This window comes from Streptomyces sp. NPDC031479 (assembly GCF_055581065.1).
In genome coordinates, this window is the sequence record NZ_JBVIKC010000066.1 from 1 (window position 1) to 20,394 (window position 20,394).

General features: G+C 72.0%; 22 protein-coding genes. 11 read left to right on the forward strand and 11 right to left on the reverse strand.

All coding sequences use genetic code 11. From position 1 onward, the window contains the following. Positions 1-111: 111 nt before the first annotated feature. The gene (locus tag ACZ5D2_RS38215; protein ID WP_468936026.1) at positions 112-1,659 is read right to left on the reverse strand and encodes a S8 family peptidase; all 1,548 of its coding nucleotides are present in this window, start codon (positions 1,657-1,659) and stop codon (positions 112-114) included. Positions 1,660-1,916: 257 nt separating this feature from the next. On the opposite strand from ACZ5D2_RS38215, the gene ACZ5D2_RS38220 reads away from it, so the two are divergent. From ACZ5D2_RS38220 to moaA, 3 genes are all read left to right on the forward strand, one after another. Continuing rightward, the gene (locus ACZ5D2_RS38220) at positions 1,917-2,282 is read left to right on the forward strand and encodes a DUF485 domain-containing protein (RefSeq protein WP_030233482.1); all 366 of its coding nucleotides are present in this window, start codon (positions 1,917-1,919) and stop codon (positions 2,280-2,282) included. Further along, entirely contained in the window at positions 2,279-3,916 is a 1,638-nt protein-coding gene (locus tag ACZ5D2_RS38225) for a solute symporter family protein (protein WP_371679158.1), read from the forward strand. Before ACZ5D2_RS38220 ends, ACZ5D2_RS38225 begins: the two co-directional genes overlap by 4 nt. Positions 3,917-4,092: 176 nt before the next feature. Beyond that, positions 4,093-5,082, forward strand: coding sequence for a GTP 3',8-cyclase MoaA (gene moaA, locus ACZ5D2_RS38230; RefSeq protein ID WP_371679159.1), 990 nt, complete (start codon positions 4,093-4,095; stop codon positions 5,080-5,082). Positions 5,083-5,200: 118 nt separating this feature from the next. On the opposite strand, the gene ACZ5D2_RS38235 is transcribed toward moaA, so the two are convergent. Both ACZ5D2_RS38235 and ACZ5D2_RS38240 read right to left on the reverse strand, forming a co-directional pair. After that, positions 5,201-5,464: a hypothetical protein gene (locus tag ACZ5D2_RS38235; RefSeq protein WP_371679160.1), complete on the reverse strand. Its 264-nt coding sequence runs from the start codon at positions 5,462-5,464 to the stop codon at positions 5,201-5,203. A gap of 138 nt (positions 5,465-5,602) precedes the next feature. After that, a complete protein-coding gene (locus ACZ5D2_RS38240; protein WP_371679161.1) occupies positions 5,603-5,935 on the reverse strand; it encodes a DUF3099 domain-containing protein in 333 nt (110 codons plus the stop codon). A gap of 180 nt (positions 5,936-6,115) precedes the next feature. Between ACZ5D2_RS38240 and ACZ5D2_RS38245 the strand changes: the two genes are divergently transcribed. Further along, entirely contained in the window at positions 6,116-6,394 is a 279-nt protein-coding gene (locus ACZ5D2_RS38245) for a GlsB/YeaQ/YmgE family stress response membrane protein (RefSeq protein ID WP_371679162.1), read from the forward strand. 79 nt (positions 6,395-6,473) lie between these two features. Here the strand turns inward: ACZ5D2_RS38245 and tyrS are convergent, their stop codons facing one another. Genes tyrS through ACZ5D2_RS38260 form a run of 3 tightly spaced genes read right to left on the reverse strand, consistent with a single transcriptional unit; the run spans position 6,474 to position 10,702 of the window. Continuing rightward, positions 6,474-7,742 carry a tyrosine--tRNA ligase gene (gene tyrS / locus ACZ5D2_RS38250; protein WP_371679163.1) on the reverse strand — a complete coding sequence of 423 codons (1,269 nt, stop codon included), beginning with the start codon at positions 7,740-7,742 and terminating at the stop codon, positions 6,474-6,476. 51 nt (positions 7,743-7,793) lie between these two features. Further along, positions 7,794-9,182, reverse strand: coding sequence for a metallopeptidase TldD-related protein (locus tag ACZ5D2_RS38255; protein ID WP_371679164.1), 1,389 nt, complete (start codon positions 9,180-9,182; stop codon positions 7,794-7,796). Beyond that, positions 9,179-10,702, reverse strand: coding sequence for a TldD/PmbA family protein (locus ACZ5D2_RS38260; RefSeq protein ID WP_371679165.1), 1,524 nt, complete (start codon positions 10,700-10,702; stop codon positions 9,179-9,181). The genes ACZ5D2_RS38255 and ACZ5D2_RS38260 overlap by 4 nt, the downstream gene beginning before the upstream one ends. 184 nt (positions 10,703-10,886) lie before the next feature. Between ACZ5D2_RS38260 and fabG the strand changes: the two genes are divergently transcribed. From fabG to ACZ5D2_RS38275, 3 genes are all read left to right on the forward strand, one after another. Then, positions 10,887-11,606: a 3-oxoacyl-[acyl-carrier-protein] reductase gene (gene fabG / locus ACZ5D2_RS38265; protein WP_030233503.1), complete on the forward strand. Its 720-nt coding sequence runs from the start codon at positions 10,887-10,889 to the stop codon at positions 11,604-11,606. A gap of 5 nt (positions 11,607-11,611) precedes the next feature. Continuing rightward, positions 11,612-12,382: an enoyl-ACP reductase FabI gene (gene fabI, locus ACZ5D2_RS38270; protein ID WP_030233506.1), complete on the forward strand. Its 771-nt coding sequence runs from the start codon at positions 11,612-11,614 to the stop codon at positions 12,380-12,382. A gap of 212 nt (positions 12,383-12,594) precedes the next feature. After that, positions 12,595-13,026, forward strand: coding sequence for a hypothetical protein (locus ACZ5D2_RS38275; RefSeq protein ID WP_371679166.1), 432 nt, complete (start codon positions 12,595-12,597; stop codon positions 13,024-13,026). 36 nt (positions 13,027-13,062) lie between these two features. Here ACZ5D2_RS38275 and ACZ5D2_RS38280 read toward each other — a convergent pair whose 3' ends face one another. Then, on the reverse strand, positions 13,063-13,740 hold the full coding sequence (locus tag ACZ5D2_RS38280; protein ID WP_371679167.1) for a FadR/GntR family transcriptional regulator: 678 nt from the start codon (positions 13,738-13,740) through the stop codon (positions 13,063-13,065). 63 nt (positions 13,741-13,803) lie between these two features. Between ACZ5D2_RS38280 and ACZ5D2_RS38285 the strand changes: the two genes are divergently transcribed. The 4 genes from ACZ5D2_RS38285 (at position 13,804) to ACZ5D2_RS38300 (ending at position 16,221) form a co-directional block, all read left to right on the forward strand. Beyond that, on the forward strand, positions 13,804-15,093 hold the full coding sequence (locus ACZ5D2_RS38285; RefSeq protein WP_371679168.1) for a CynX/NimT family MFS transporter: 1,290 nt from the start codon (positions 13,804-13,806) through the stop codon (positions 15,091-15,093). A gap of 5 nt (positions 15,094-15,098) precedes the next feature. Further along, positions 15,099-15,218, forward strand: coding sequence for an SGM_5486 family transporter-associated protein (locus tag ACZ5D2_RS38290; RefSeq protein WP_254719129.1), 120 nt, complete (start codon positions 15,099-15,101; stop codon positions 15,216-15,218). Positions 15,219-15,385: 167 nt separating this feature from the next. Further along, positions 15,386-15,610 carry a hypothetical protein gene (locus tag ACZ5D2_RS38295; protein ID WP_266838327.1) on the forward strand — a complete coding sequence of 75 codons (225 nt, stop codon included), beginning with the start codon at positions 15,386-15,388 and terminating at the stop codon, positions 15,608-15,610. A gap of 89 nt (positions 15,611-15,699) precedes the next feature. Beyond that, positions 15,700-16,221, forward strand: coding sequence for a SixA phosphatase family protein (locus ACZ5D2_RS38300; protein ID WP_371679169.1), 522 nt, complete (start codon positions 15,700-15,702; stop codon positions 16,219-16,221). A 60-nt stretch (positions 16,222-16,281) separates the two neighbouring features. Here ACZ5D2_RS38300 and ACZ5D2_RS38305 read toward each other — a convergent pair whose 3' ends face one another. From ACZ5D2_RS38305 to ACZ5D2_RS38320, 4 genes are read right to left on the reverse strand one after another with little or no spacing between them, the layout of a single operon-like run. Further along, positions 16,282-17,085: a tryptophan 2,3-dioxygenase family protein gene (locus tag ACZ5D2_RS38305; RefSeq protein ID WP_371679170.1), complete on the reverse strand. Its 804-nt coding sequence runs from the start codon at positions 17,083-17,085 to the stop codon at positions 16,282-16,284. Further along, positions 17,078-18,025, reverse strand: a complete 948-nt coding sequence (locus tag ACZ5D2_RS38310) for a diiron oxygenase (protein ID WP_371679171.1) — start codon at positions 18,023-18,025, stop codon at positions 17,078-17,080. The genes ACZ5D2_RS38305 and ACZ5D2_RS38310 overlap by 8 nt, the downstream gene beginning before the upstream one ends. Continuing rightward, positions 18,022-19,329, reverse strand: a complete 1,308-nt coding sequence (locus ACZ5D2_RS38315) for an aminotransferase class I/II-fold pyridoxal phosphate-dependent enzyme (RefSeq protein ID WP_371679172.1) — start codon at positions 19,327-19,329, stop codon at positions 18,022-18,024. The genes ACZ5D2_RS38310 and ACZ5D2_RS38315 overlap by 4 nt, the downstream gene beginning before the upstream one ends. Then, the gene (locus ACZ5D2_RS38320; protein WP_371679173.1) at positions 19,329-20,135 is read right to left on the reverse strand and encodes an SDR family NAD(P)-dependent oxidoreductase; all 807 of its coding nucleotides are present in this window, start codon (positions 20,133-20,135) and stop codon (positions 19,329-19,331) included. Before ACZ5D2_RS38320 ends, ACZ5D2_RS38315 begins: the two co-directional genes overlap by 1 nt. Positions 20,136-20,394 lie beyond the last annotated feature (259 nt).

Consider the following 20,394-nt stretch of genomic DNA (forward strand, 5'->3'; position numbering starts at 1 on the left):
TCGCTGCCTGGGTTGTTGCGCCCCGCCGCGGGCGTTCTCCTCGCCTGCGTGGGGGGGGGGGGGGGGGGGGGGGGGGGACCCCCCCCCCCCCCCCCCCCCCCGCGACCGTCGCTACTTGACGGCCTTGAGCGCGTCGACCACGCCCGAGCCGTAGTAGCCGGTCTGGCCCCACTTGGCCTTGCAGGTGGCGGCGTCGATCAGGTTGCCGGTGCCGTCGTAGATCTTGTCCGGGCAGGCCGTCTTCGTGGCCTGGCCCTTGAGCATCGCCTGTATCTGCGCGGGCGTGGCCCACGGGTGCGCGCTCTTGATCAGGGCCGCGACGCCCGCGACGTGCGGGGTGGCCATCGAGGTGCCCTGCTTGTAGCCGTAGCCGCCGCCCGGCAGGGTGGACAGCACCCGGCCGTTGGCGTCGGGGGTGGCCGGGATCTGCCACTTGTCGCCGCCGGGTGCGGCGACGTCGACGACGCCGAGGCCGTAGCTGGAGTAGTACGAGCGCAGGCCCTTGTCGCCGGTCGCGCTGACCGTGACGACGCCGGGCAGCTGCGCGGGCAGGTCCAGGCAGACCTTGGGGTCGATGGTGCGGGGCCCGGGGGTGGCGTCGTCCGGGCTGGTCTCGTCGAGGATCGAGTCGGCGGCCAGGTCGAAGTTCTCGTTGCCCGCCGCGGCCACGTTGAGGACGCCCTTGCGCTCCGCGTACCTGGTGGCCCGGGTGAGGGACTCCACCAGCGCCTTCTGGTCGTCGTCCGTCTTGCAGTTGAACATCCACGGGTCGACGTAGTAGCTGTTGTTCGTCACCTCGATCCCCTTCTCGGCGGCGAACATGAAGCCGCACACGACCGCCTCGGTGAAGAACAGGCTGGTCCCGGGCTCGCTCACCTTGATGCCGGCGACCTTCACGCCCGGCGCGACGCCGCTGACGCCGATGCCGTTGCGCGGGGCGGCGATGGTGCCCGCCACGTGCGTGCCGTGGTCACTGCCGTCGGGGTACGGGCGCCAGGCGCCGTCCGTGGTGTCGGCGACGCCGCCCACGCAGTTGGCGGACTGGCTCTTGGAGAAGTTGGCGGCCAGATCGGGGTGGGTGTCGTCGACACCCGTGTCGATGACGCCCACGGTGACGTCCGGACTGCCATCGTTGATCTTGTGAGCCTGGTCGGCCTTGATCGCGCGCAGGTCCCACTGGTTGGACTCCAGGGGCTCCTGCCCCGGCTCGGCCTGCGCGGCCGCCTTGGCGGCGTCCGCCGCGCTCAGCTTCTGGGTCGTGCCCTCCTCGGTGGTCTGCACCGTCTGGAGGGGGGCCGTCCGGGTGGCGCCCACCGACACGAAGAGGCTGCGCTGGGTGCGCAGCTGCTTGGCGAAGTCGGGGTTCTGGGAGTGTGCGACGACGACGCCGATCTGCTCATACGACGTCACCACCGTTCCACCGGCCTGCTCGATGGCCTTCTTGGCCTGCTTGGCCGTGCCGTACGCGGTCAGGTTCGCCACGTACGACAGCTTCGGGCCGGTGGTGGAGGCGGGCTTCGCGGCCGCGGCCGGGCCCGCCGTGTCGCTCAGCGGTGCGGCCGAGGCCGCGACCGAGGGCAGGAAGGCGAGCGAGGCGGTGAGCGCCAGGCCGACCGGAACGGCGAGGACTCGCCGGCGGCCGTGTCCCAGATGAGCCATGGGTTCTCCACATCATCCGTGAAAAAGCCGTCCGCACGCGGTCGCGTCGGACGGGTACATGACACGCGAACCTAGCGTTGACGTTCCCTTCTGCGCCATCAGTTCGAGGAATCAGTTTTCAAAGAATCGCCGGGTGTTGAACCGTCGCGACACGCCGGCCGTGCCGTTGACAGGGGGGATCAGCACCACCGTCCCCCCACACGGAGGTTGTTTTGTCCGTCGTCCCCACCGCACCCGCGTCACAAGGAGAACCCCCCGTGACCACCGAAGCAGCGCCGCCCCACGGCGGCGCGGGACCGGCCCCGGCCCACCCCTCGGCAGAAGAGTTCACGCGCGTCCAGCAGAGCCCCGAATTCGCCGAACTGCGCAGCTCCTACCGGTCCTTCGCCTTCCCGCTGACCGTGGCCTTCATCGCCTGGTACCTGCTCTACGTGCTGCTGTCCAACTACGCGGGCGGCTTCATGGGGACCAAGCTCTTCGGCAACATCAACGTCGCCCTCGTCCTCGGCCTCGCCCAGTTCGCGACGACCTTCCTGATCGCCTGGCTGTACTCGCGGCACGCCGCCGCGAAGCTCGACCCCAAGGCCCGCGCCATCAAGCAGGAGATGGAGGCCGGGGCATGAGCGCCGTCCCGCAGCTGGCCTCCCGGCTGACCGTCGCCGCGGGCGCGAGCGAGCACCGCCCGCTGATCATCACCCTGTTCGGGCTCTTCGTCGTCGCGACCCTCGTCATCACCGTCTGGGCCGGCCGGCAGACCAAGGACGCCGCCGACTTCTACGCGGGCGGGCGCCAGTTCACCGGCTTCCAGAACGGCCTGGCCATCTCCGGCGACTACATGTCCGCCGCGTCCTTCCTGGGCATCGCCGGAGCCATCGCCCTCTTCGGCTACGACGGCTTCCTCTACTCCATCGGCTTCCTCGTCGCCTGGCTGGTGGCCCTGCTCCTGGTCGCCGAGCCGCTGCGCAACTCCGGCCGCTACACGATGGGCGACGTCCTCGCGTACCGGATGCGCCAGCGGCCCGTCCGCACCGCCGCCGGCACCTCCACCATCGTGGTCTCGATCTTCTACCTGCTCGCCCAGATGGCCGGCGCGGGCGTCCTCGTCTCGCTGCTCCTGGGCATCACCAGCGACGGCGGCAAGGTCGCCGTCGTCGCCCTGGTCGGCCTGCTGATGATCGTCTACGTGACCGTCGGCGGCATGAAGGGGACCACCTGGGTCCAGATGGTCAAGGCGGTGCTGCTCATCGCGGGCGCCCTGCTGATCACCTTCCTGGTGCTGCTGAAGTTCGACTTCAACATCTCCGCCCTGCTCGGCCAGGCCGCCGAGAACAGCGGCCAGGGGTCGAAGTTCCTGGAGCCCGGCCTCAAGTACGGCAAGGACGGGCTCACCAAGCTCGACTTCATCTCGCTGGGCCTCGCCCTGGTCCTCGGCACCGCCGGCCTGCCGCACATCCTGATCCGCTTCTACACCGTCCCCACGGCCAAGGCCGCCCGCAAGTCCGTGAACTGGGCCATCGGCATCATCGGCGCCTTCTACCTGATGACCATCGCCCTCGGCTTCGGCGCCGCCGCCCTCCTCAAGCGGGCCGACATCCTGGCCTCCAACAAGGCCGGCAACACCGCCGCCCCGCTGCTCGCCCAGGAGATCGGCGGCGGCGCCGGCTCCACCGGCGGCGCGGTCCTGCTCGCGGTCATCTCCGCCGTCGCCTTCGCCACCATCCTCGCGGTGGTCGCCGGCCTCACCCTGGCCTCGTCCTCGTCCTTCGCGCACGACATCTACGTCAACGTCATCCGCAAGGGCCGGGCCACCGAGAAGGAGGAGATGCGCGCCGCGCGCTGGTCCACCGTGGTCATCGGCGCCGTCGCCATCGCCCTCGGGGCCCTCGCCCGCGACATGAACGTCGCCGGCCTGGTCGCGCTCGCCTTCGCGGTCGCCGCCTCCGCCAACCTCCCGACCATCCTCTACAGCCTCTTCTGGAAGCGCTTCACCACCCAGGGCGCGCTGTGGTCCATCTACGGCGGCCTGATCTCGGCGGTCGGCCTGGTGCTGTTCTCACCGGTCGTCTCCGGCAAGCCCACCTCGATGTTCAAGGACGCCGACTTCTACTGGTTCCCCCTGGAGAACCCCGGGATCATCTCCATCCCCCTCGGCTTCCTCCTCGGCTGGCTGGGAACCGTACTGTCCAAGGAGGAGGCCGACCCCCGGAAGTTCGCCGAACTGGAGGTCCGCTCCCTCACCGGAACAGGGGCTCACTGAGATCCACCGAACACCCAGCGTGGCCGCGTCGTAGTTCCGTACGACGCGGCCACGCCACGTCTCGTTCCTTTGGGCCTCCCTCCCGGTAACAACCGTCGCGTAGGCTCGAAAGCAGCGCTTCCGCTCACCTGCGACTGCGCCAAGCTCTACGGATCCGGACAGGGAGGGGGCCGTCCATGCTTCTCGACACCTACGGCCGCGTGGCCACTGACCTGCGCGTCTCACTCACCGACCGGTGCAACCTGCGCTGCACGTACTGCATGCCCGAGGAAGGCCTGCAGTGGCTCGGCAAATCCGACCTGCTGAGCGACGAGGAGATCGTCCGGCTGGTCCGCATCGCCGTCACCCACCTCGGGATCACCGAGGTCCGCTTCACCGGCGGCGAGCCCCTGCTGCGCCCCGGCCTGGTCGGGATCGTCGAGCAGTGCGCGGCCCTGGAGCCCCGCCCCCGGATGTCCCTGACCACCAACGGCATCGGTCTCAAGCGCACCGCACAGGCGCTCAAGGCCGCCGGCCTGGACAGAGTGAACGTTTCCCTGGACACCCTGCGCCCCGAGGTCTTCAAGACGCTCACCCGCCGTGACCGCCACCACGACGTCATCGACGGCATGGCGGCCGCCCGCGAGGCCGGCCTGACCCCGGTCAAGGTCAACGCCGTCCTGATGCCGGGACTCAACGAGGACGAGGCCCCCGAGCTGCTGGCCTGGGCCGTGGAGAACGAGTACGAGCTCCGCTTCATCGAGCAGATGCCCCTGGACGCCCAGCACGGCTGGAAGCGCGACGGAATGATCACCGCCGGGGACATCCTGCAGTCCCTGCGCACCCGCTTCACGCTCACCGAGGAAGGCGCCGACGAACGCGGCTCCGCCCCCGCCGAGCGCTGGGTGGTCGACGGCGGCCCGGCCACCGTCGGGGTCATCGCCTCCGTCACCCGCCCCTTCTGCGGGGCCTGCGACCGCACCCGGCTCACGGCGGACGGCCAGATCCGTACGTGCCTGTTCGCCACCGAGGAGTCGGACCTGCGCGGCGCCCTGCGCTCGGGCGCCCCGGACGAGGAGATCGCCCGCCTGTGGAAGGTGGCGATGTGGGGGAAGAAGGCCGGCTCCGGCCTCGACGACCCGTCCTTCCTCCAGCCCGACCGGCCCATGTCGGCGATCGGCGGCTGAGGCCCGGCCGCCGGGGCCGCCACGGGGCGGCCCCGAGCCCGTCGCGACCCCGTTGCGAGGCCGTCCCGGCCCGCCCGAGCCCGCCTCCAGGCGGTTCCGAGCGGACCCCGGCGGATCCTCAGCGGCGTTCCGAGCCCTCGGGCTGCTCCCACTCGTCGAGCTTCACGACGTCCTTGAGGAAACCGCGCACCCCCAGGAACTGCGAGAGGTGTTCGCGGTGCTCCTCGCACGCCAGCCACGTCTTGCGCCGCTCCGGCGCGTGCAGTTTCGGGTTGTTCCACGCCAGGACCCAGACCGCCGCGTCACGGCAGCCCTTGGCGGAGCAGGTGGGGATGTCGGCTTCGGAGCCGGAGGAGCCGGAGAAGAAGTCAGGGGAGTTCACGGCCTCAACCCTACAAACGGAAGGGCGACGCCGGGCAGCCACGGGGGGAGCTGCCCGGCGTCGGTCCGTCGCTCCGACGGGGGATGCGGAGCGCGTAGGCAGTATGTCACGCAGGACCGGGTGGGGTGCACCGGAACTTCATGATTGATCTGAGGTTTTATTGAGGTTTCCCGCCTCCAGTGCGGGGCGCACGGGGGCCGGAACGAAGTGCGAGGGCAGCGAGGGGGTCGACTCGCGTCCCGCGTTGGCGATGACCACGGCGATGTAGGGCAGCAGCAGACCCGCCGCGAGCGTCACGATCGCCACGTGGCGTTCCACGTTCCACAGGAGGACGGTGGCGATCACCGACAGGGTCCTGATCGTCATCGAGATCACGTACCGGCGCTGCCGTCCCCGCACGTCCTCTTCGAGGCCCATCCGGGCCCCGGTGATCCGGAAGACCTCGGCCCCGTTCCGCTTCGTCCGCTGCACGTTCCACCACCCGATCCACCCGCCGGACACTCCCCGGCCCGCAACCCTTCCACCGTACGCCGCCCCCGTCGAGCCGAGGAGAGGGGGTGTCCCTCCGATGGCGCCGTCCGGCATGCGTGCGGGGCCGGACGGACCGACACTGGGCGCACATGCGCACAACGCGCCACGAGGAGGCTCGACATGCAATGGTTGTGGGCGATCATCGTAGGCTTCGTGCTCGGCCTGATAGCCCGGGCCATCCTGCCGGGCAAGCAGCACCAGCCCCTGTGGCTGACCACCCTCTTCGGCATCCTCGGCGCGCTCCTCGGCAACGCCGTCGCCGGGTGGATCGGCGTCGGGGAAACGAGGGGCATCGACTGGACCAGGCACCTGCTCCAGCTGGCCGGGGCGGTCCTGATCGTCGGGCTCGGCGACATGGCCTACAAGGCGCTGTGGGGCGGCAGTCGCCGGACCGTGTGACGCCGCCCATGACGAAGGGGCCGGTCCGGACGACTCGCGTCCGTACCGGCCCCTCGTCACGTCTGCCCGTCGGCCGGCGTCAGGGGCCGGTGACCTCGACCGCCGCCAGGTTCTTCTTGCCGCGCCGCAGCACGAGCCAGCGGCCGTGCAGCAGGTCCTCCGGGGCGGGGACCGCGTCCTCGGCGGCGACCTTCACGTTGTTCACGTAGGCGCCGCCCTCCTTCACGGTCCGGCGGCCCGCGGACTTGCTGGCGACCAGTCCGGTCTCCGCGAGCAGGTCCACGACCTGCCCGAGCTCGGCGACCTTCGCGTGCGGCAGCTCGGAGAGGGCCGCGGCCAGCGTGGCCTCGTCCAGCTCCGTCAGCTCGCCCTGGCCGAACAGCGCCTTCGACGCGGCGATCACGGCGGCGCACTGGTCCGCGCCGTGCACCAGCGTGGTCAGCTCCTCGGCCAGCGCCCGCTGGGCGGCGCGCGCCTGCGGCCGCTCGGCGGTCTGCGCCTCCAGTGCCTCCAGCTCCTCGCGGGACTTGAAGGACAGGATCCGCATGTAGGTGGAGATGTCCCGGTCGTCCACGTTCAGCCAGAACTGGTAGAACGCGTACGGGGTGGTCATCTCCGGGTCCAGCCAGACGGCCCCGCTCTCGGACTTGCCGAACTTGGTGCCGTCCGCCTTGACCATCAGCGGGGTCGCCATCGCGTGGACGTGCGCCTCCGGCTCCACCCGGTGGATCAGGTCGAGCCCGGCCGTCAGGTTGCCCCACTGGTCCGAGCCGCCCTGCTGGAGGGTGCAGCCGTAGCGGCGGTACAGCTCCAGGAAGTCCATGCCCTGGAGCAGCTGGTAGCTGAACTCGGTGTAGCTGATGCCCTGGTCGGACTCCAGCCGCTTGGCGACCGAGTCCTTCGTCAGCATCTTGTTGACGCGGAAGTGCTTGCCGATGTCCCGCAGGAACTCGATGGCGGACATGCCCGCCGTCCAGTCCAGGTTGTTCACCATCAGCGCCGCGTTCTCGCCCTCGAAGGACAGGAACGGCTCGATCTGCGAGCGCAGCCGGTTCACCCAGTTGGCGATGGTCTCCGGGTCGTTCAGCGTCCGCTCGGCGGTCGGGCGCGGGTCACCGATCTGACCGGTGGCCCCGCCGACCAGCGCCAGCGGCCGGTGCCCGGCCTGCTGGAGCCGGCGCACGGTGAGCACCTGCACCAGGTGCCCCACGTGCAGCGAGGCCGCCGTCGGGTCGAAGCCGCAATAGAAGGTGACGGGACCGTCCGCGAACGCCTTGCGCAGCGCTTCTTCGTCGGTGGACTGGGCGAAGAGCCCACGCCACTTCAGTTCGTCGACGATGTCCGTCACGGTCTCTCGACTCCTTCGATGTCTGAAAATGCCGTGCTCAGTCTAGGTGGGTCACACGCCCTTGCTGACCGAGCTCATGTTGAAGTCCGGGATGCGCAGCGCCGGCATCGCGGCCCGGGTGAACCAGTCGCCCCACTCGCGCGGCAGGGTCTTCTCGGTCCGGCCGGCCTCCGAGGCCCGCGAGAGCAGGTCCACCGGCGACTCGTTGAACCGGAAGTTGTTGACCTCGCCCGTGACCTGCCCGTCCTCCACCAGATAGACGCCGTCCCGGGTCAGGCCGGTGAGCAGCAGGGTGGCCGGGTCGACCTCGCGGATGTACCAGAGGCAGGTCAGCAGCAGGCCCCGCTCGGTGCCCGCCACCATCTCCTCCAGCGACTTGTCCCCGCCCCCGTCCAGGATGAGGTTCCCGAAGGAGGGGGAGAGCGGCAGGCCGGTCAGGGCCGCGCTGTGCCGGGTCGTGGTCAGCCGGGCCAGCTCGCCGCCGCTGATCCACTCGGTCGCCGGGACCGGCAGGCCGTTGTCGAACACCGAGGCGTCGTCGCCGGAGCTGTGCGCGATCACGAAGGGCGCCGACTCCAGGCCGGGCGCGTGCGGGTCGCTGCGCAGGGTCAGCGGGAGCCGCGAGAGCTCCTCGCCGATCCGGGTGCCGCCGCCGGGCTTGGAGAAGACCGTACGGCCCTCCACCGCGTCCCGGGCCGCCGCCGACCACATCTGGTAGATCAGCAGGTCCGCCACGGCCGTGGGCGGCAGCAGGGTCTCGTACCGCCCGGCGGGCAGCTCGACCTTGCGCTCCGCCCAGCCCAGGCGGACGGCCAGCTCCGCGTCCAGCACGGTCGGGTCCACGTCCTTGAAGTCCCGGGTGGCGCGGCCGGCCCAGGCCGAGCGGGAGCGGTCCGGGGACTTCGCGTTCAGCTCCAGCGTCCCGTTGGGCTGGTCGTGGCGCAGCCGCAGCCCCGTGGAGGTGCCGACGTACGTGGTGACCAGCTCGTGGTTCGCGAACCCGTACAGCTCCCGCCCGCCCGCGCGGGCCCGGGCGAAGGCCTCGCCGAGGGCCGGGGCGAAGTCCGCGAACACCGCCGAGGAGGTCTCGGCGGGGGCGTCGGTGAAGTCGGGCGAGGCCGGGGTCCCGGTCACCAGCGGCTGGGCGTCCTCGGCGGGACCGGCCCCGCGCGCGGCCGCCTCCGCGGCCCGCACCAGCGGCTCCAGGTCGGCGGCGGTGACGGCGGAGCGCGAGACGACCCCCGAGGCCGTGCCCTCCTTGCCGTCGACGGTGGCGATGACCGTCAGGGTACGGCCGCGGGTTACGCCGTTGGTGGTGAGCGCGTTGCCCGCCCAGCGCAGGTTGGCGCTGGACTCCTCGTCGGCGATGACGACGCAGCCGTCGGCGGTGGACAGCTCCAGGGCGCGCTCGACGATCTCGTGCGGCTTCGTTCGGCTCATCGGCCGGCCTCCTGCGTGGTGTTCAGGATGTTCACATCGCGGAACAGGGCGGACGGGCAGCCGTGGGAGACCGCCGCGACCTGCCCCGGCTGGGCCTTGCCGCAGTTGAACGCGCCGCCCAGCACGTAGGTCTGCGGGCCGCCGACCTTCTCCATCGAGCCCCAGAACTCGGTCGTCGTGGCCTGGTAGGCGACGTCGCGCAGCTGCCCGGCCAGCCGGCCGTTCTCGATGCGGAAGAACCGCTGGCCGGTGAACTGGAAGTTGTAGCGCTGCATGTCGATCGACCAGGAGCGGTCGCCGACCACGTAGATCCCGCGCTCCACCCCGCCGATCAGGTCCTCGGTGGACAGCCCGCCCGGATCCGGCCGGAGCGAGACGTTGGCCATCCGCTGGACGGGCACGTGCCCGGGGGAGTCGGCGTAGGCGCAGCCGTTGGAGCGCCCCAGGCCCGTGAGCTTCGCGATCCGCCGGTCCGTCTGGTAGCCGGTCAGGGTGCCGTCCTTGACCAGGTCCCAGCTCTGCGCCTCGACGCCCTCGTCGTCGTAGCCGATGGTGGCCAGGCCGTGCTCGGCGGTGCGGTCGCCCGTCACGTTCATGACCGGGGAGCCGTACCTGAGCTTGCCCAGCTGGTCGAAGGTGGCGAAGGAGGTCCCCGCGTACGCCGCCTCGTAGCCCAGCGCCCGGTCGAGCTCGGTGGCGTGGCCGATGGACTCGTGGATGGTCAGCCACAGGTTGGACGGGTGCACGACCAGGTCGTAGCGCCCGGCCTCGACGCTCGGGGCCCGCATCTTCTCGGCGAGCAGGGCGGGGATCTCCTCCAGCTCGGCGTTCCAGTCCCAGCCGGTGCCCGTCAGGTACTCCCAGCCGCGCCCGGCGGGCGGGGCGATGGTGCGCATGGAGTCGAACTCGCCGGTGGTGGCGTTCACGGCGACGGCGGTGAGCTGCGGGTGGATCCGCACGCGCTGCTGCGTGGTGGAGGTGCCCGCGGTGTCGGCGTAGAACTTGTTCTCGTGCACGGCGAGGAGCGAGGCGTCCACGTGCGCGACGCCGTCGGCGGCCAGCAGCCGGGTGCTCCAGTCGGCGAGCAGGGCCGCCTTCTCGGCGTCCGGCACCGAGAAGGGGTCCACGTCGTAGGCGGAGATCCAGGTCTTGTCGGCGTGCACCGGCTCGTCGGCGAGTTCGACGCGCTCGTCGGAGCCGGCGGCCTTGATCACCTGGGCGGACAGCTTCGCCATGGCGACGGCCTGGGAGGCCACCTTGGCGGCGGCGTCCATGGTGAGGTCCACGCCGGAGGCGAACCCCCAGCTGCCCCCGTGCACCACCCGGACCGCGTAGCCGAGGTCCGTGGTGTCGGAGCCGCCGGAGGGCTTGGCGTCGCGCAGGCGCCAGGAGGCGCTGCGGATCCGCTCCAGCCGGAAGTCGGCATGGTCGGCGCCCAGCGCGCGGGCCCGGGCGAGCGCCGCGTCGGCGAGCGCCCGCAGGGGCAGCGCGGTGAAGGCCGCGTCGATGGAATGGGCCACGGAAATCCTCCCGGGGTCGGGGCAGGTCGCCCCGATCATGTCGAACCCGGGGCTCTGGTGCCTACATCTTTCTGTAGGGACTCGACATACCCCGTCGCGAGGCCCTGTCGGAGCCCGATTCTCCGGATGCCGGAGCCGACCTATAGGTTTTTGGTATTCAGACAGCTAGCGAAAGGGTGATCCGTTGAGCCGCTCGGTTCTCGTCACCGGAGGTAACCGGGGCATCGGCCTCGCCATCGCCCGAGCCTTCGCCCAGGCCGGCGACAAGGTCGCGATCACGTACCGCTCGGGAGAGCCGCCGCAGGAGCTCACCGACCTCGGCGTACTGTCGGTGCGCTGCGACATCACCGACTCCGAGCAGGTGGAGCAGGCCTACAAGGAGATCGAGGCCAAGCACGGCAACGTGGAGGTGCTGGTGGCCAACGCCGGCATCACCAAGGACACGCTGCTGATGCGGATGTCCGAGGAGGACTTCGCCTCCGTCGTCGACACCAACCTCACGGGCACCTTCCGCGTGGTCAAGCGCGCCAACCGCGGCATGCTCCGGGCGAAGAAGGGCCGCGTGGTCCTGATCTCCTCGGTCGTGGGCCTGCTGGGTTCCGCGGGGCAGGCCAACTACGCCGCCTCGAAGGCCGCGCTGGTGGGCTTCGCCCGCTCCCTCGCCCGCGAGCTGGGCAGCCGCAACATCACCTTCAACGTCGTGGCCCCGGGCTTCGTGGACACCGACATGACGAAGGTGCTCACCGACGAGCAGCGTGCGGGCATCGTGTCGCAGGTGCCGCTGGCCCGCTACGCGCAGCCCGAGGAGATCGCGGCCGCCGTGAGCTTCCTGGCGTCCGATGACGCCGCGTACATCACCGGAGCCGTCATTCCCGTTGACGGCGGATTGGGCATGGGTCACTGATCACCATGAGCGGAATTCTCGACGGCAAGCGCATCCTCATCACCGGGGTGCTGATGGAGTCGTCCATCGCCTTCCACACCGCGCGACTGGCCCAGGAGCAGGGCGCCGAGGTCATCCTCACGGCGTGGCCGCGCCCCTCGCTGACCGAGCGGATCGCCAAGAAGCTGCCGAAGCCGGTCAAGGTCATCGAGCTCGACGTCACCAACGACGAGCACCTGGCCCGCCTCGAAGGCCTCGTCCGCGAGGAGCTCGGCGGCCTCGACGGCGTCGTGCACTCCATCGGCTTCGCGCCGCAGGACGCGCTCGGCGGCAACTTCCTGAACACCCCGTTCGAGTCCGTGGCCACCGCCATGCACGTCTCGGCGTTCTCGCTGAAGTCGCTGGCCATGGCCTGCAAGCCGCTGTTCCCGGCGGAGGGCGCGGCCATCGTCGGCCTCACCTTCGACGCGCAGTTCGCCTGGCCGCAGTACGACTGGATGGGCCCGGCCAAGGCCGCGCTGGAGGCCACCAGCCGCTACCTCGCCCGCGACCTGGGCAAGGAGAACATCCGCTGCAACCTGGTCTCGGCCGGTCCGATCGGCTCGATGGCCGCGAAGTCCATCCCGGGCTTCGGCGAGCTGGCGGACACCTGGAACCAGCGTTCCATGCTGGCGTGGGACATGAGCGACCCCGAGCCGACGGGCCGGGGCGTCGTCGCCCTGCTGTCGGACTGGTTCCCGAAGACCACGGGCGAGATCGTCCACGTCGACGGCGGCCTGCACGCGATGGGCGCCTGACCGGCACCCGCATCCGTACGGCGGTGGCCGTGCCTCCCTCTCCGGGAGGCACGGCCACCGCCTTTTTCGCGGTCCGGCGCCGGGGGAGCGGGGGTTCGTTCGATCGGATTTTCGCCGTCTGACCGGATCTTCCCGAGTCGAAAACCAGGACAGATGCCTGCAAACTGACCTCGTCGGGATCTTCCCGGCCGCTTCGGGGAGGAGGTACGGGCGTGCGCGCGAGGCGGAGCCGAGCGGTATCGCTGCTGTTCACCTCGGTGGTCCTGACCGGACTCCTGGTCCCCGGAGCCACCGCGCAACCCGGCGGCCCGGACCCGGGAGCGGGACCCGCGGCGGCCGCCCCGGCCACCGTGGACCTCGCCGACATCCCGGCCGAACCCCCCGTCCGGCCCGCGCCGGCCGCCACCCCGGAGCTCTTCGGCTCCGACTGCGACACCGAGATCGACGGTTCGCAGGTGACCGCGTACTGCCACAACGGCTACCCCGAGACCGACCTGCTCCGCCTCCACGTGGAGTGCGAGCGCTGGTGGGACCTGGACGGGGACGGCGCCGCCGTCTCCCTGGACCCGGCGGGCCGGGTCCGGCTCACCGGCCGCTGCTGGAAGGAGGTCCGCACGGCCTGGGTGAGCCACCAGCGTCCGTGAGGGCCGCTCGGGCGCCTCCGGCCCGGCCGGTCCCGCTCAGCGTCCGCCCCTGCCGAGGCAGGCGAAGGGGTAGCCGGCCGCCTCCGAGGCCGCCGCGTCCCCGTCCCCGCGCCGGACCGCCTCGATCAGCCGGGCGTGGTCCAGGTGGGCGGCCGGATCCAGCACGGTGCCGACGTCCGCCCGCAGCCAGTCCGCCACCAGGTCGCCCAGGTCCGCGTACAGCTCGATCAGCACGTCGTTGTGCGAGGCCGTCACCACCGCCATGTGCAGGGCCACGTCCGCCGCCACGAACAGCTCCGCCTCCCCGCTCGCCCACGCCTCCTCGCGCCGTGCCAGCAGCGCGTCCAGCTGGACCAGGTCCCGGTCGGTCCGCCGCTCCGCCGCCAGCCGGGCCGCCGAGGACTCCAGCGTCGAGCGCAGCTCCGCGATGTGCCGCGGGTCGGCCCCGGCGAAACGCCGGTGCATCACCCCGGCCAGCTCGCTGGTGGCGATCACGTAGGTGCCCGAACCCTGGCGGATGTCCAGCAGCCCGTTGTGCGCGAGCGCGCGGACGGCCTCCCGCACGGTGTTGCGGGCGACGCCCAGCAGCTCCACCAGCTCGGGCTCGGTCGGGATCCGGCCCCCGACCGGCCATTCGCCGGAGGTGATCTGGTTCCGGAGCTGGGCGATCACCTGATCGACGAGCGCGGATCGCCGGGGCGAGGTCAGCGGCATCTGGGCAAGGTCCTCTCTGGGACGACTGGACAACCAATCATCCCATGATTCTATGATGGTTCAATGTCCGACGAAGAAGTCCAGACCATGAACCGCCCGGAGGCCGTGCGCACCGCCGCGCACGAGCCCCTCCCCGCCTCCGCGCACGTCGCCCCCACGTGGCTCGGCCCGGTGCTCATCGTCGGAATCGTGCTGGCCGCCCTCAACCTGCGGCCCGCCATCACCAGCCTCGGCGCCCTCTTCGAGGAGACCAGGACCGGCCTCCACATGAGCGGCGCCGTCGCCGGACTGATCACCTCCGTGCCCGCCCTCTGCTTCGCGGTCTTCGGCGTCACGGCGCCCCGCCTCTCCCGCCGCTTCGGCCCCGCCGCCGTCGTCTGCGCCGGCATGGCCGCCGTCGCCGCGGGCCTGCTGATCCGCCCCTTCGCGGACGGCGCCGCCGCTTTCCTCGCCGCCAGCGCCCTGTCCCTGGCCGGCATAGCCCTGACCAACGTGCTGCTCCCGGTCATCGTCAAGCGCTGGTTCCCCGACCGCCTCGGCACCATGACCGGGCTCTACTCCATGGCCCTGGCCGCCGGCACCTCCCTCGCCGCCGCCGCGACCGTCCCCCTGACCTCCGCCCTCGGCGGCAACTGGCGCACCGGCCTGCTCGTCTGGGCCGTCCTCGCCGCGGTCGCCGTCCTGCCCTGGCTGCCGATCGCCGCCGCGAGCCGCCGGGAGAAGGCGGCCGCCCCCGCCGCGGCCGTGCGCGAGGACAAGGGGCCCTCCGTCGTCCGCAGCCGCACCGCCTGGGCACTCGCCTGCTACTTCGGCCTCCAGGCCACCGGCGCCTACGTCACCATGGGCTGGCTCCCGCAGATCTTCCGCGACGCGGGGGTCTCCGCCTCCACCGCCGGCGTGCTGCTCGCCGTCACCATGGTCATGGGCGTCCCGCTGGCCTTCGTCATCCCCCGCCTCGCCGGACGCATGCGCCACCAGGGCCCGATCGCCGTCACCCTCAGCCTGTTCGGCTTCGTGGGCTACCTCGGCCTCTACCTCGCCCCCGCCGCCGGAGCCTGGGCCTGGGCCCTCCTGCTCGGCATCTCCAACTGCGCCTTCCCGCTCGTCATCACCATGATCGGACTGCGCGCCAAGTCCCCCGCCGGGGTCGTCAAGCTCTCCGCCTTCGCCCAGAGCACCGGCTACCTGATCTCCATCCCCGGCCCGCTGGTCATCGGCACCCTCTACCAGCGCAGCGGCGGCTGGGACCTGCCGCTCGCCCTGATGGCCGGGCTGCTCGTCCCCCAGCTCGTCCTCGGCGTCCTCGCGGGACGGGACCGCACGATCGAGGACGAATGCGGCATGCGAGACTGACCGCCATGTCGCCCGTCCTCGAACCGAACCCCCAGAACGGTCACAAGAAGCTCGGCCTCGTGCTCGGCGCGATGCTGCTCGTGACCGTGATCATCGCCGTCATCGCCAGCCTCGCCTCCCCCTGAGCGCCCGCCCGGGCCCGGCCCCCGACCCCGATGGTGGGGTTGTCCCCACCATCCCCTAGGGGGTCAGGCTCAGGGTCGGATGGGGTGTGACCCCGATGGGAACCGCTGCCACGGATCCGTAGATTCGAAGCAGCGAGCCCGTCCCAGCGCACACCCCGGAGGCGGCCATGTCGGCCCCCACGCAGACCCCGTCCCTCCCCGCCGCCCGCCGCCGTCCCGCGGCACACGCGGGAGCGGGCACCCGGCTGCACTGGTGGGCCCTCGCCCTGCCCGCGCTGGCCTTCGGACTCCTGCTGCTCCTCCTCGCCGGCTCGGGCGAGGCCCAGGCCGCCACCCCGGACGCCTCCGGGCTGCTCCAGGTCAGCCGGCAACTGCTGCGCGCCGTCGGCTGACCCCCGCGCGCCGAGGCGTGCCCCCCGCCCTCGCCGAGGCCTCCCAACACCCTGCGCCCCGTGGCGCGTTTCGTGCGAAGCTGGGAGCCATGAGCGCCGACACACCCCGCAGGATCGTCCTCCTCCGGCACGCCAAGGCCGACTGGCCCCAGGTGTCCGACCACGACCGCCCGCTGGCGGAACGCGGCCGCAAGGACGCACCGGCCGTCGGACTGAAGCTGGCCGAGACCGGCATCACCTTCGACCTGGCCCTCTGCTCCACCGCCGCCCGGACCCGGGAGACCTGGAAGCTCGCCGTCCAGGAACTGCCCCACCGGCCGAAGACCCATTACGAGGAGCGGCTCTACGACGCCTCGCTGGGTGAGCTCATCGCCCTGCTGAACGAGACCCCGGAGGAGGTGGCCGACCTCCTCGTGATCGGCCACAACCCCGGCATGCACGCCCTCGCCGACGCCCTCTCCGGGCGCGCGGAGGGCGACGCCCTCGACCGGATGACCCGTACGGGCTTCCCGACCGCGGCGCTGGCCGTCGTCTCCTTCACCGGATCGTGGAAGTCCGTCGAGCACGGAGTGGGCACGCTGCTGGACTACTGGACGCCCAAGGAGCACTGAGCCCGAGGGCCCGGGGCCGTCGCGCCCCGGGCCCCGGGCCCCACCGGACGTCCGGGAACGTCACCGGGCGGGCAGCGGCGGGATGCCCGCGTCCCGCGCCTCCCACAGCTCCGGGTGGAACCGCCGGTGGACCGCCGCCCGCAGATGGGCCACGCCGCTGCTGCCCCCGGTCCCGGGCCGGCCGCCGATCTGCCGCTCGACGAGCTGCGCGTGGCAGGCCCGCCACTCCGTCCAGATCTCGTCGTGGTCCACCAGGGCCTCCACCAGCTCCGACAGCTCCGCGAACTCCACCGGGTCACCGTCCCGGGGCGCCGCCGCGAGCCGCCCGAACGCCTCCCGCCGCTCCTGCCCCGTCCCCACCGCGAAACCGGCCTTGGCCAGCAGCGACACGAACGCCTCCCACAGGGTCGGCTCCGCGAGCCGCCCGCGCGCCCGCTCCCGTTCCCGCGGACTCAGCCCGGCGACCGCCCGCGCCCCGTGCTCCCCGCGCACCCAGTCCGCGCCGCACAGCGCCGCTATCTCCAGATACTGCGCCGACTGCGCCCCGCTGCTGCCGCCGAGCGCCCCGCGGAAGGCGTGGAACTCCCTCGGCGGCATCCCGCGCAGCGGATGGATCCCCGCGATCAGCGCCCGCGTGATCACCGTGCTCCGCACCAGGCCCGCCCGCGCGGCCCGGGGATCACCCTCCAGCATCCGGTCGCGGGCGCCGGACAGATCGCGCAGCAGCTGCCCGAACCACAGCTCCTGCACCTGGTGGACGGCGATGAACAGCAGCTCGTCGTCCACCCCGTCGGCCAGCGGCACCTGGAGCGTCAGCAGCTCCGGCAGCCGCAGGTAGTCCGCGTACGTGACGTTCTCAGACATCGGTCTCCTCCGGTGCGCGCAGTCCGAACTCCGCGAACGCGTCCGTGACGCCGGGCAGGTCGAAGGCGTCGACCTGGGCGCACAGCCGCAGGGTGGAACGGGAGATCGTCTGGATGCGGTCCAGGCCCGCCCCACCCCCGTAGCTGTCCGCGAGGACCGCCTCGGTGCGGTCCTCGTCCAGACCGGCCAGGCGCAGCGACACCCGTACCGGCTCCAGGTCCCAGTCGAGCGCCGCGCGGATCATCGCCGGCAGGGCGCGGGCCGCCAGGACGCGCCGGCGCCCGTCGAGCCGGGCCCACAGCTCCAGGAAGAACGCCGAGAAGAAGCGGTGGTGGCGCCCCTCGTCCTTGGCGTGGTCGCGCATCAGCTCGCGCACCGTGCTCACCACGGTCGGGTCCTGCGGCACCTCGTTGAGCACGGCGGTGATCAGGGTCTCGAACACCACCGCCTGCAACTGCCCGGCCAGCACCGGGTCCTGGGGCAGCAGCCGCCGCCCGCTCTCCTGGAGGGCCGTGACGAACCCGCCGTAGTCGACGTCCGGCACGGCGATCCCGGTGACGGCCGCCACCTGATCGGCGAGGTCCAGGCTGTAGAGGGCGTGGTAGCCCTCGTCGCAGTAGACCTTGAAGGCGTCCATCCGCAGCGCGGTCGGGAAGTGCAGCCCGCAGTTGCCGTTGGCGACCGGCTCGGCGGCCCCGTTGACCACCCGGGTCTCCAGGTGCGTCGTCGAGTGCAGGAACTGGTACAGGTGGCGTACGGAGATCTCGCGGACCCGCTCCGGGGCCAGCGCCTTCACCTCGGGGTGGGCCAGGTGCGGGACCAGGGCGTCCGGGAAGAAGACCCGGCCCTGCTCCGCCTCGGCGTGGAACATACGGCGTACGCCACCCCGCACGCCGGCGGTCTCGTACCAGCGGTCGAGCGGACCGGGGGCCGTGCTCATGGGCGTCTTCCGTTCGGGGAGGAGGGGGACGAGGGGAACGAGGTGAGGGAGCCGGGGAGGGCGGCCTCCCCGAGGGCCCCGCCCAGGTGGCCGGCGATCCGCCGGACCGCCTCCGCGACCAGGGGGGCCTCGACGGTGTGGCACAGCCGGAACCAGCCCGGCTCGGGCGAGCGGAACGCCCCGCCCGGCAGGATGCTGACCCTCGCCGTCTCGAACAGTTCGCGCCACAGCCGCTGTTCGGCCTCGAACCCGGCCCCGGGCAGCCAGCGGCGCAGGTCCAGCCAGACGGAGAACCCGGCCTCGGCCGGAACGTACGGGATCCGGTACGCGTCCAGGTGCGCGACGAGGTGCGCGTACGAGGACCCCAGCCGGCGGCGGCCCGCCGCGAGGAAGGAGGCCACCCACGCCGGGTCGGCCAGCAGACCGGCCAGGGTGTGCTGGGTGGCGGTGGAGACGGGCGCGAAGTAGGCCATCGCCCGCGCCGCGTCCCGCACCCGGGGATCACGCGTGTGCAGGACACCGGTCTTCAGTCCGGGCAGCCCGAAGTCCTTCGCGAAGCCCCAGACCACGTGGGTGCGTTCGGCCCAGTGCGGATTGACCGCGGGGTCGGCGGCGCTGGTGAAGGCGTGCGGGCCGAAGACGGCGTGGGCGTAGATCTCGTCGGAGACGAGGTCCACGTCGTGCTCGGCGGCCACCCGCAGCAGCTCGGCGAGCACCTGGGGCGGGTGCACCTCGCCGAGGGGGTTGGAGGGGGAGGAGAGCGCGACCGCGCGTACGGTCGTCCCCTCCGCGGCGGCCTGCTTCAGGGCCCGGTCGACGGCCTCCGCCGTCAGCCGGAACCCGTCGGCCGGCTCCAGCGGGGCGGGCAGGATCCGGGCGCCGGAACGTCCCCCGAGATCGGTGTCGAAGGCCCCGTAGTAGGGGGCGGGCACCACGATCGCCTCGCCCGGGTCGCACAGCACCGACGCGATCGCGTCCAGCGCCCCGGTGGCGCCGCTGATCACCACCAGGTCCTCGGCGTCGAGCGGCGTGCGGCAGGTCGCCGAGAGCAGCGCGGCGACGCGCTCGCGCAGTTCGCCGGTGCCGTGCAGGGGCGCGTAGCGGGCGGTGGACTCGGTCATCGGCTCCAGCGCGGCCAGCCGGCCGTCGAGGAGGTCCCACAGGAGACGGTTCTCCGCGGTGCCCAGGTTGAGGTAGCCGCCGGGGCGCAGGTCCGGGTCGTACGGCTCGGCCTCGGCCAGGAAGTGCGCCTCGGCGATGGCGGGGGTGTCGGCGAGCAGCCGTGCGGCCTGGCGGGAGACCATCAGGCCCTCCCGCTGTCCACGTCGGCGCCGGTGAGCAGGCCCGGATGGACCCCGAGGCCCATCGAGGCGTCGATGACGGCGCCGTGCAGGGCCGCCGCGTGTTCGCCCGCCAGCCACCACACCTGCTCGGCGATCTCCCGCGCTTCGATCATGCGGCCGCGCGGCAGCCGCGCGGTGAGGGAGGAACGCTCCTCGGGCGAAAGCCGGTCCAGGGTGCTGGCCTTGAACATCGTGGTCTCCACGGCACCGGGGCACAGGGCGAAGACCTGCACCGGGGTGTGCACCAGCTCGGCCGCGAGGTGCCGGGTGAGGTAGGTGAGGGCGGCCTTGCTCATGCCGTCGGCGGGGTGGAAGCCGGGGAACTGGAAGATCCCGCCGCCCACGCTGGAGATGTTGATGATCTTCCCGAAGCCGCGTTCCAGCATGCCGGGCAGGAGCTGCTCGCTGAGCCAGAGCGGGCCCACCGCGTTGATCTGGAAGAAGGCCGACGCCTTGTCCTGCCGCGGCCCGTCGCTGTACCGGTCGATGGTCTTGGAGCCGACGGCCGCGTTGTTCACCAGTACGTCCACCGGGCCCGGCAGCCGCTCGACCAGCTGCTCGTGGTCCTCCCAGTCACCCTGGCTGAAGGGGAACGCCTCCACCTTGGCGCGACCGGTCAGCGCCAGCTCCTGCACCAGCTCCTCGGCCCGCTCCCGGCCGTTGCGGTACGTGAACCAGACGGTCCAGTCCTCTTCCGCCGCGAACCTCTCCACACAGGCCCGGCCGATTCCCCCCGAGCCTCCGGTGACGAGCACACTTCGAGCCATCGCTGCTTCCCCTTGACGATCAAGAATGACCGAGAGCCGCCGCCGCGTCCGCAGCAGCGCAGTCGGAGCATTTGTCGCACAGGGGGGTGTCGAACTCTCGCGATCCGGCTGGAAGTTGACTGGAGGAACGGCCGAGGTCCTGCGGCGTCGCAGGTCACGCGGGGTGGCTCGGCTCCCGGTCGGACACCGGTGGCCCGATTCCTTCTAGCGTTCCTGAGGGCGTCTCCGAGCGCTCCGGGCCCGCGCGGGGGCCGGCCGC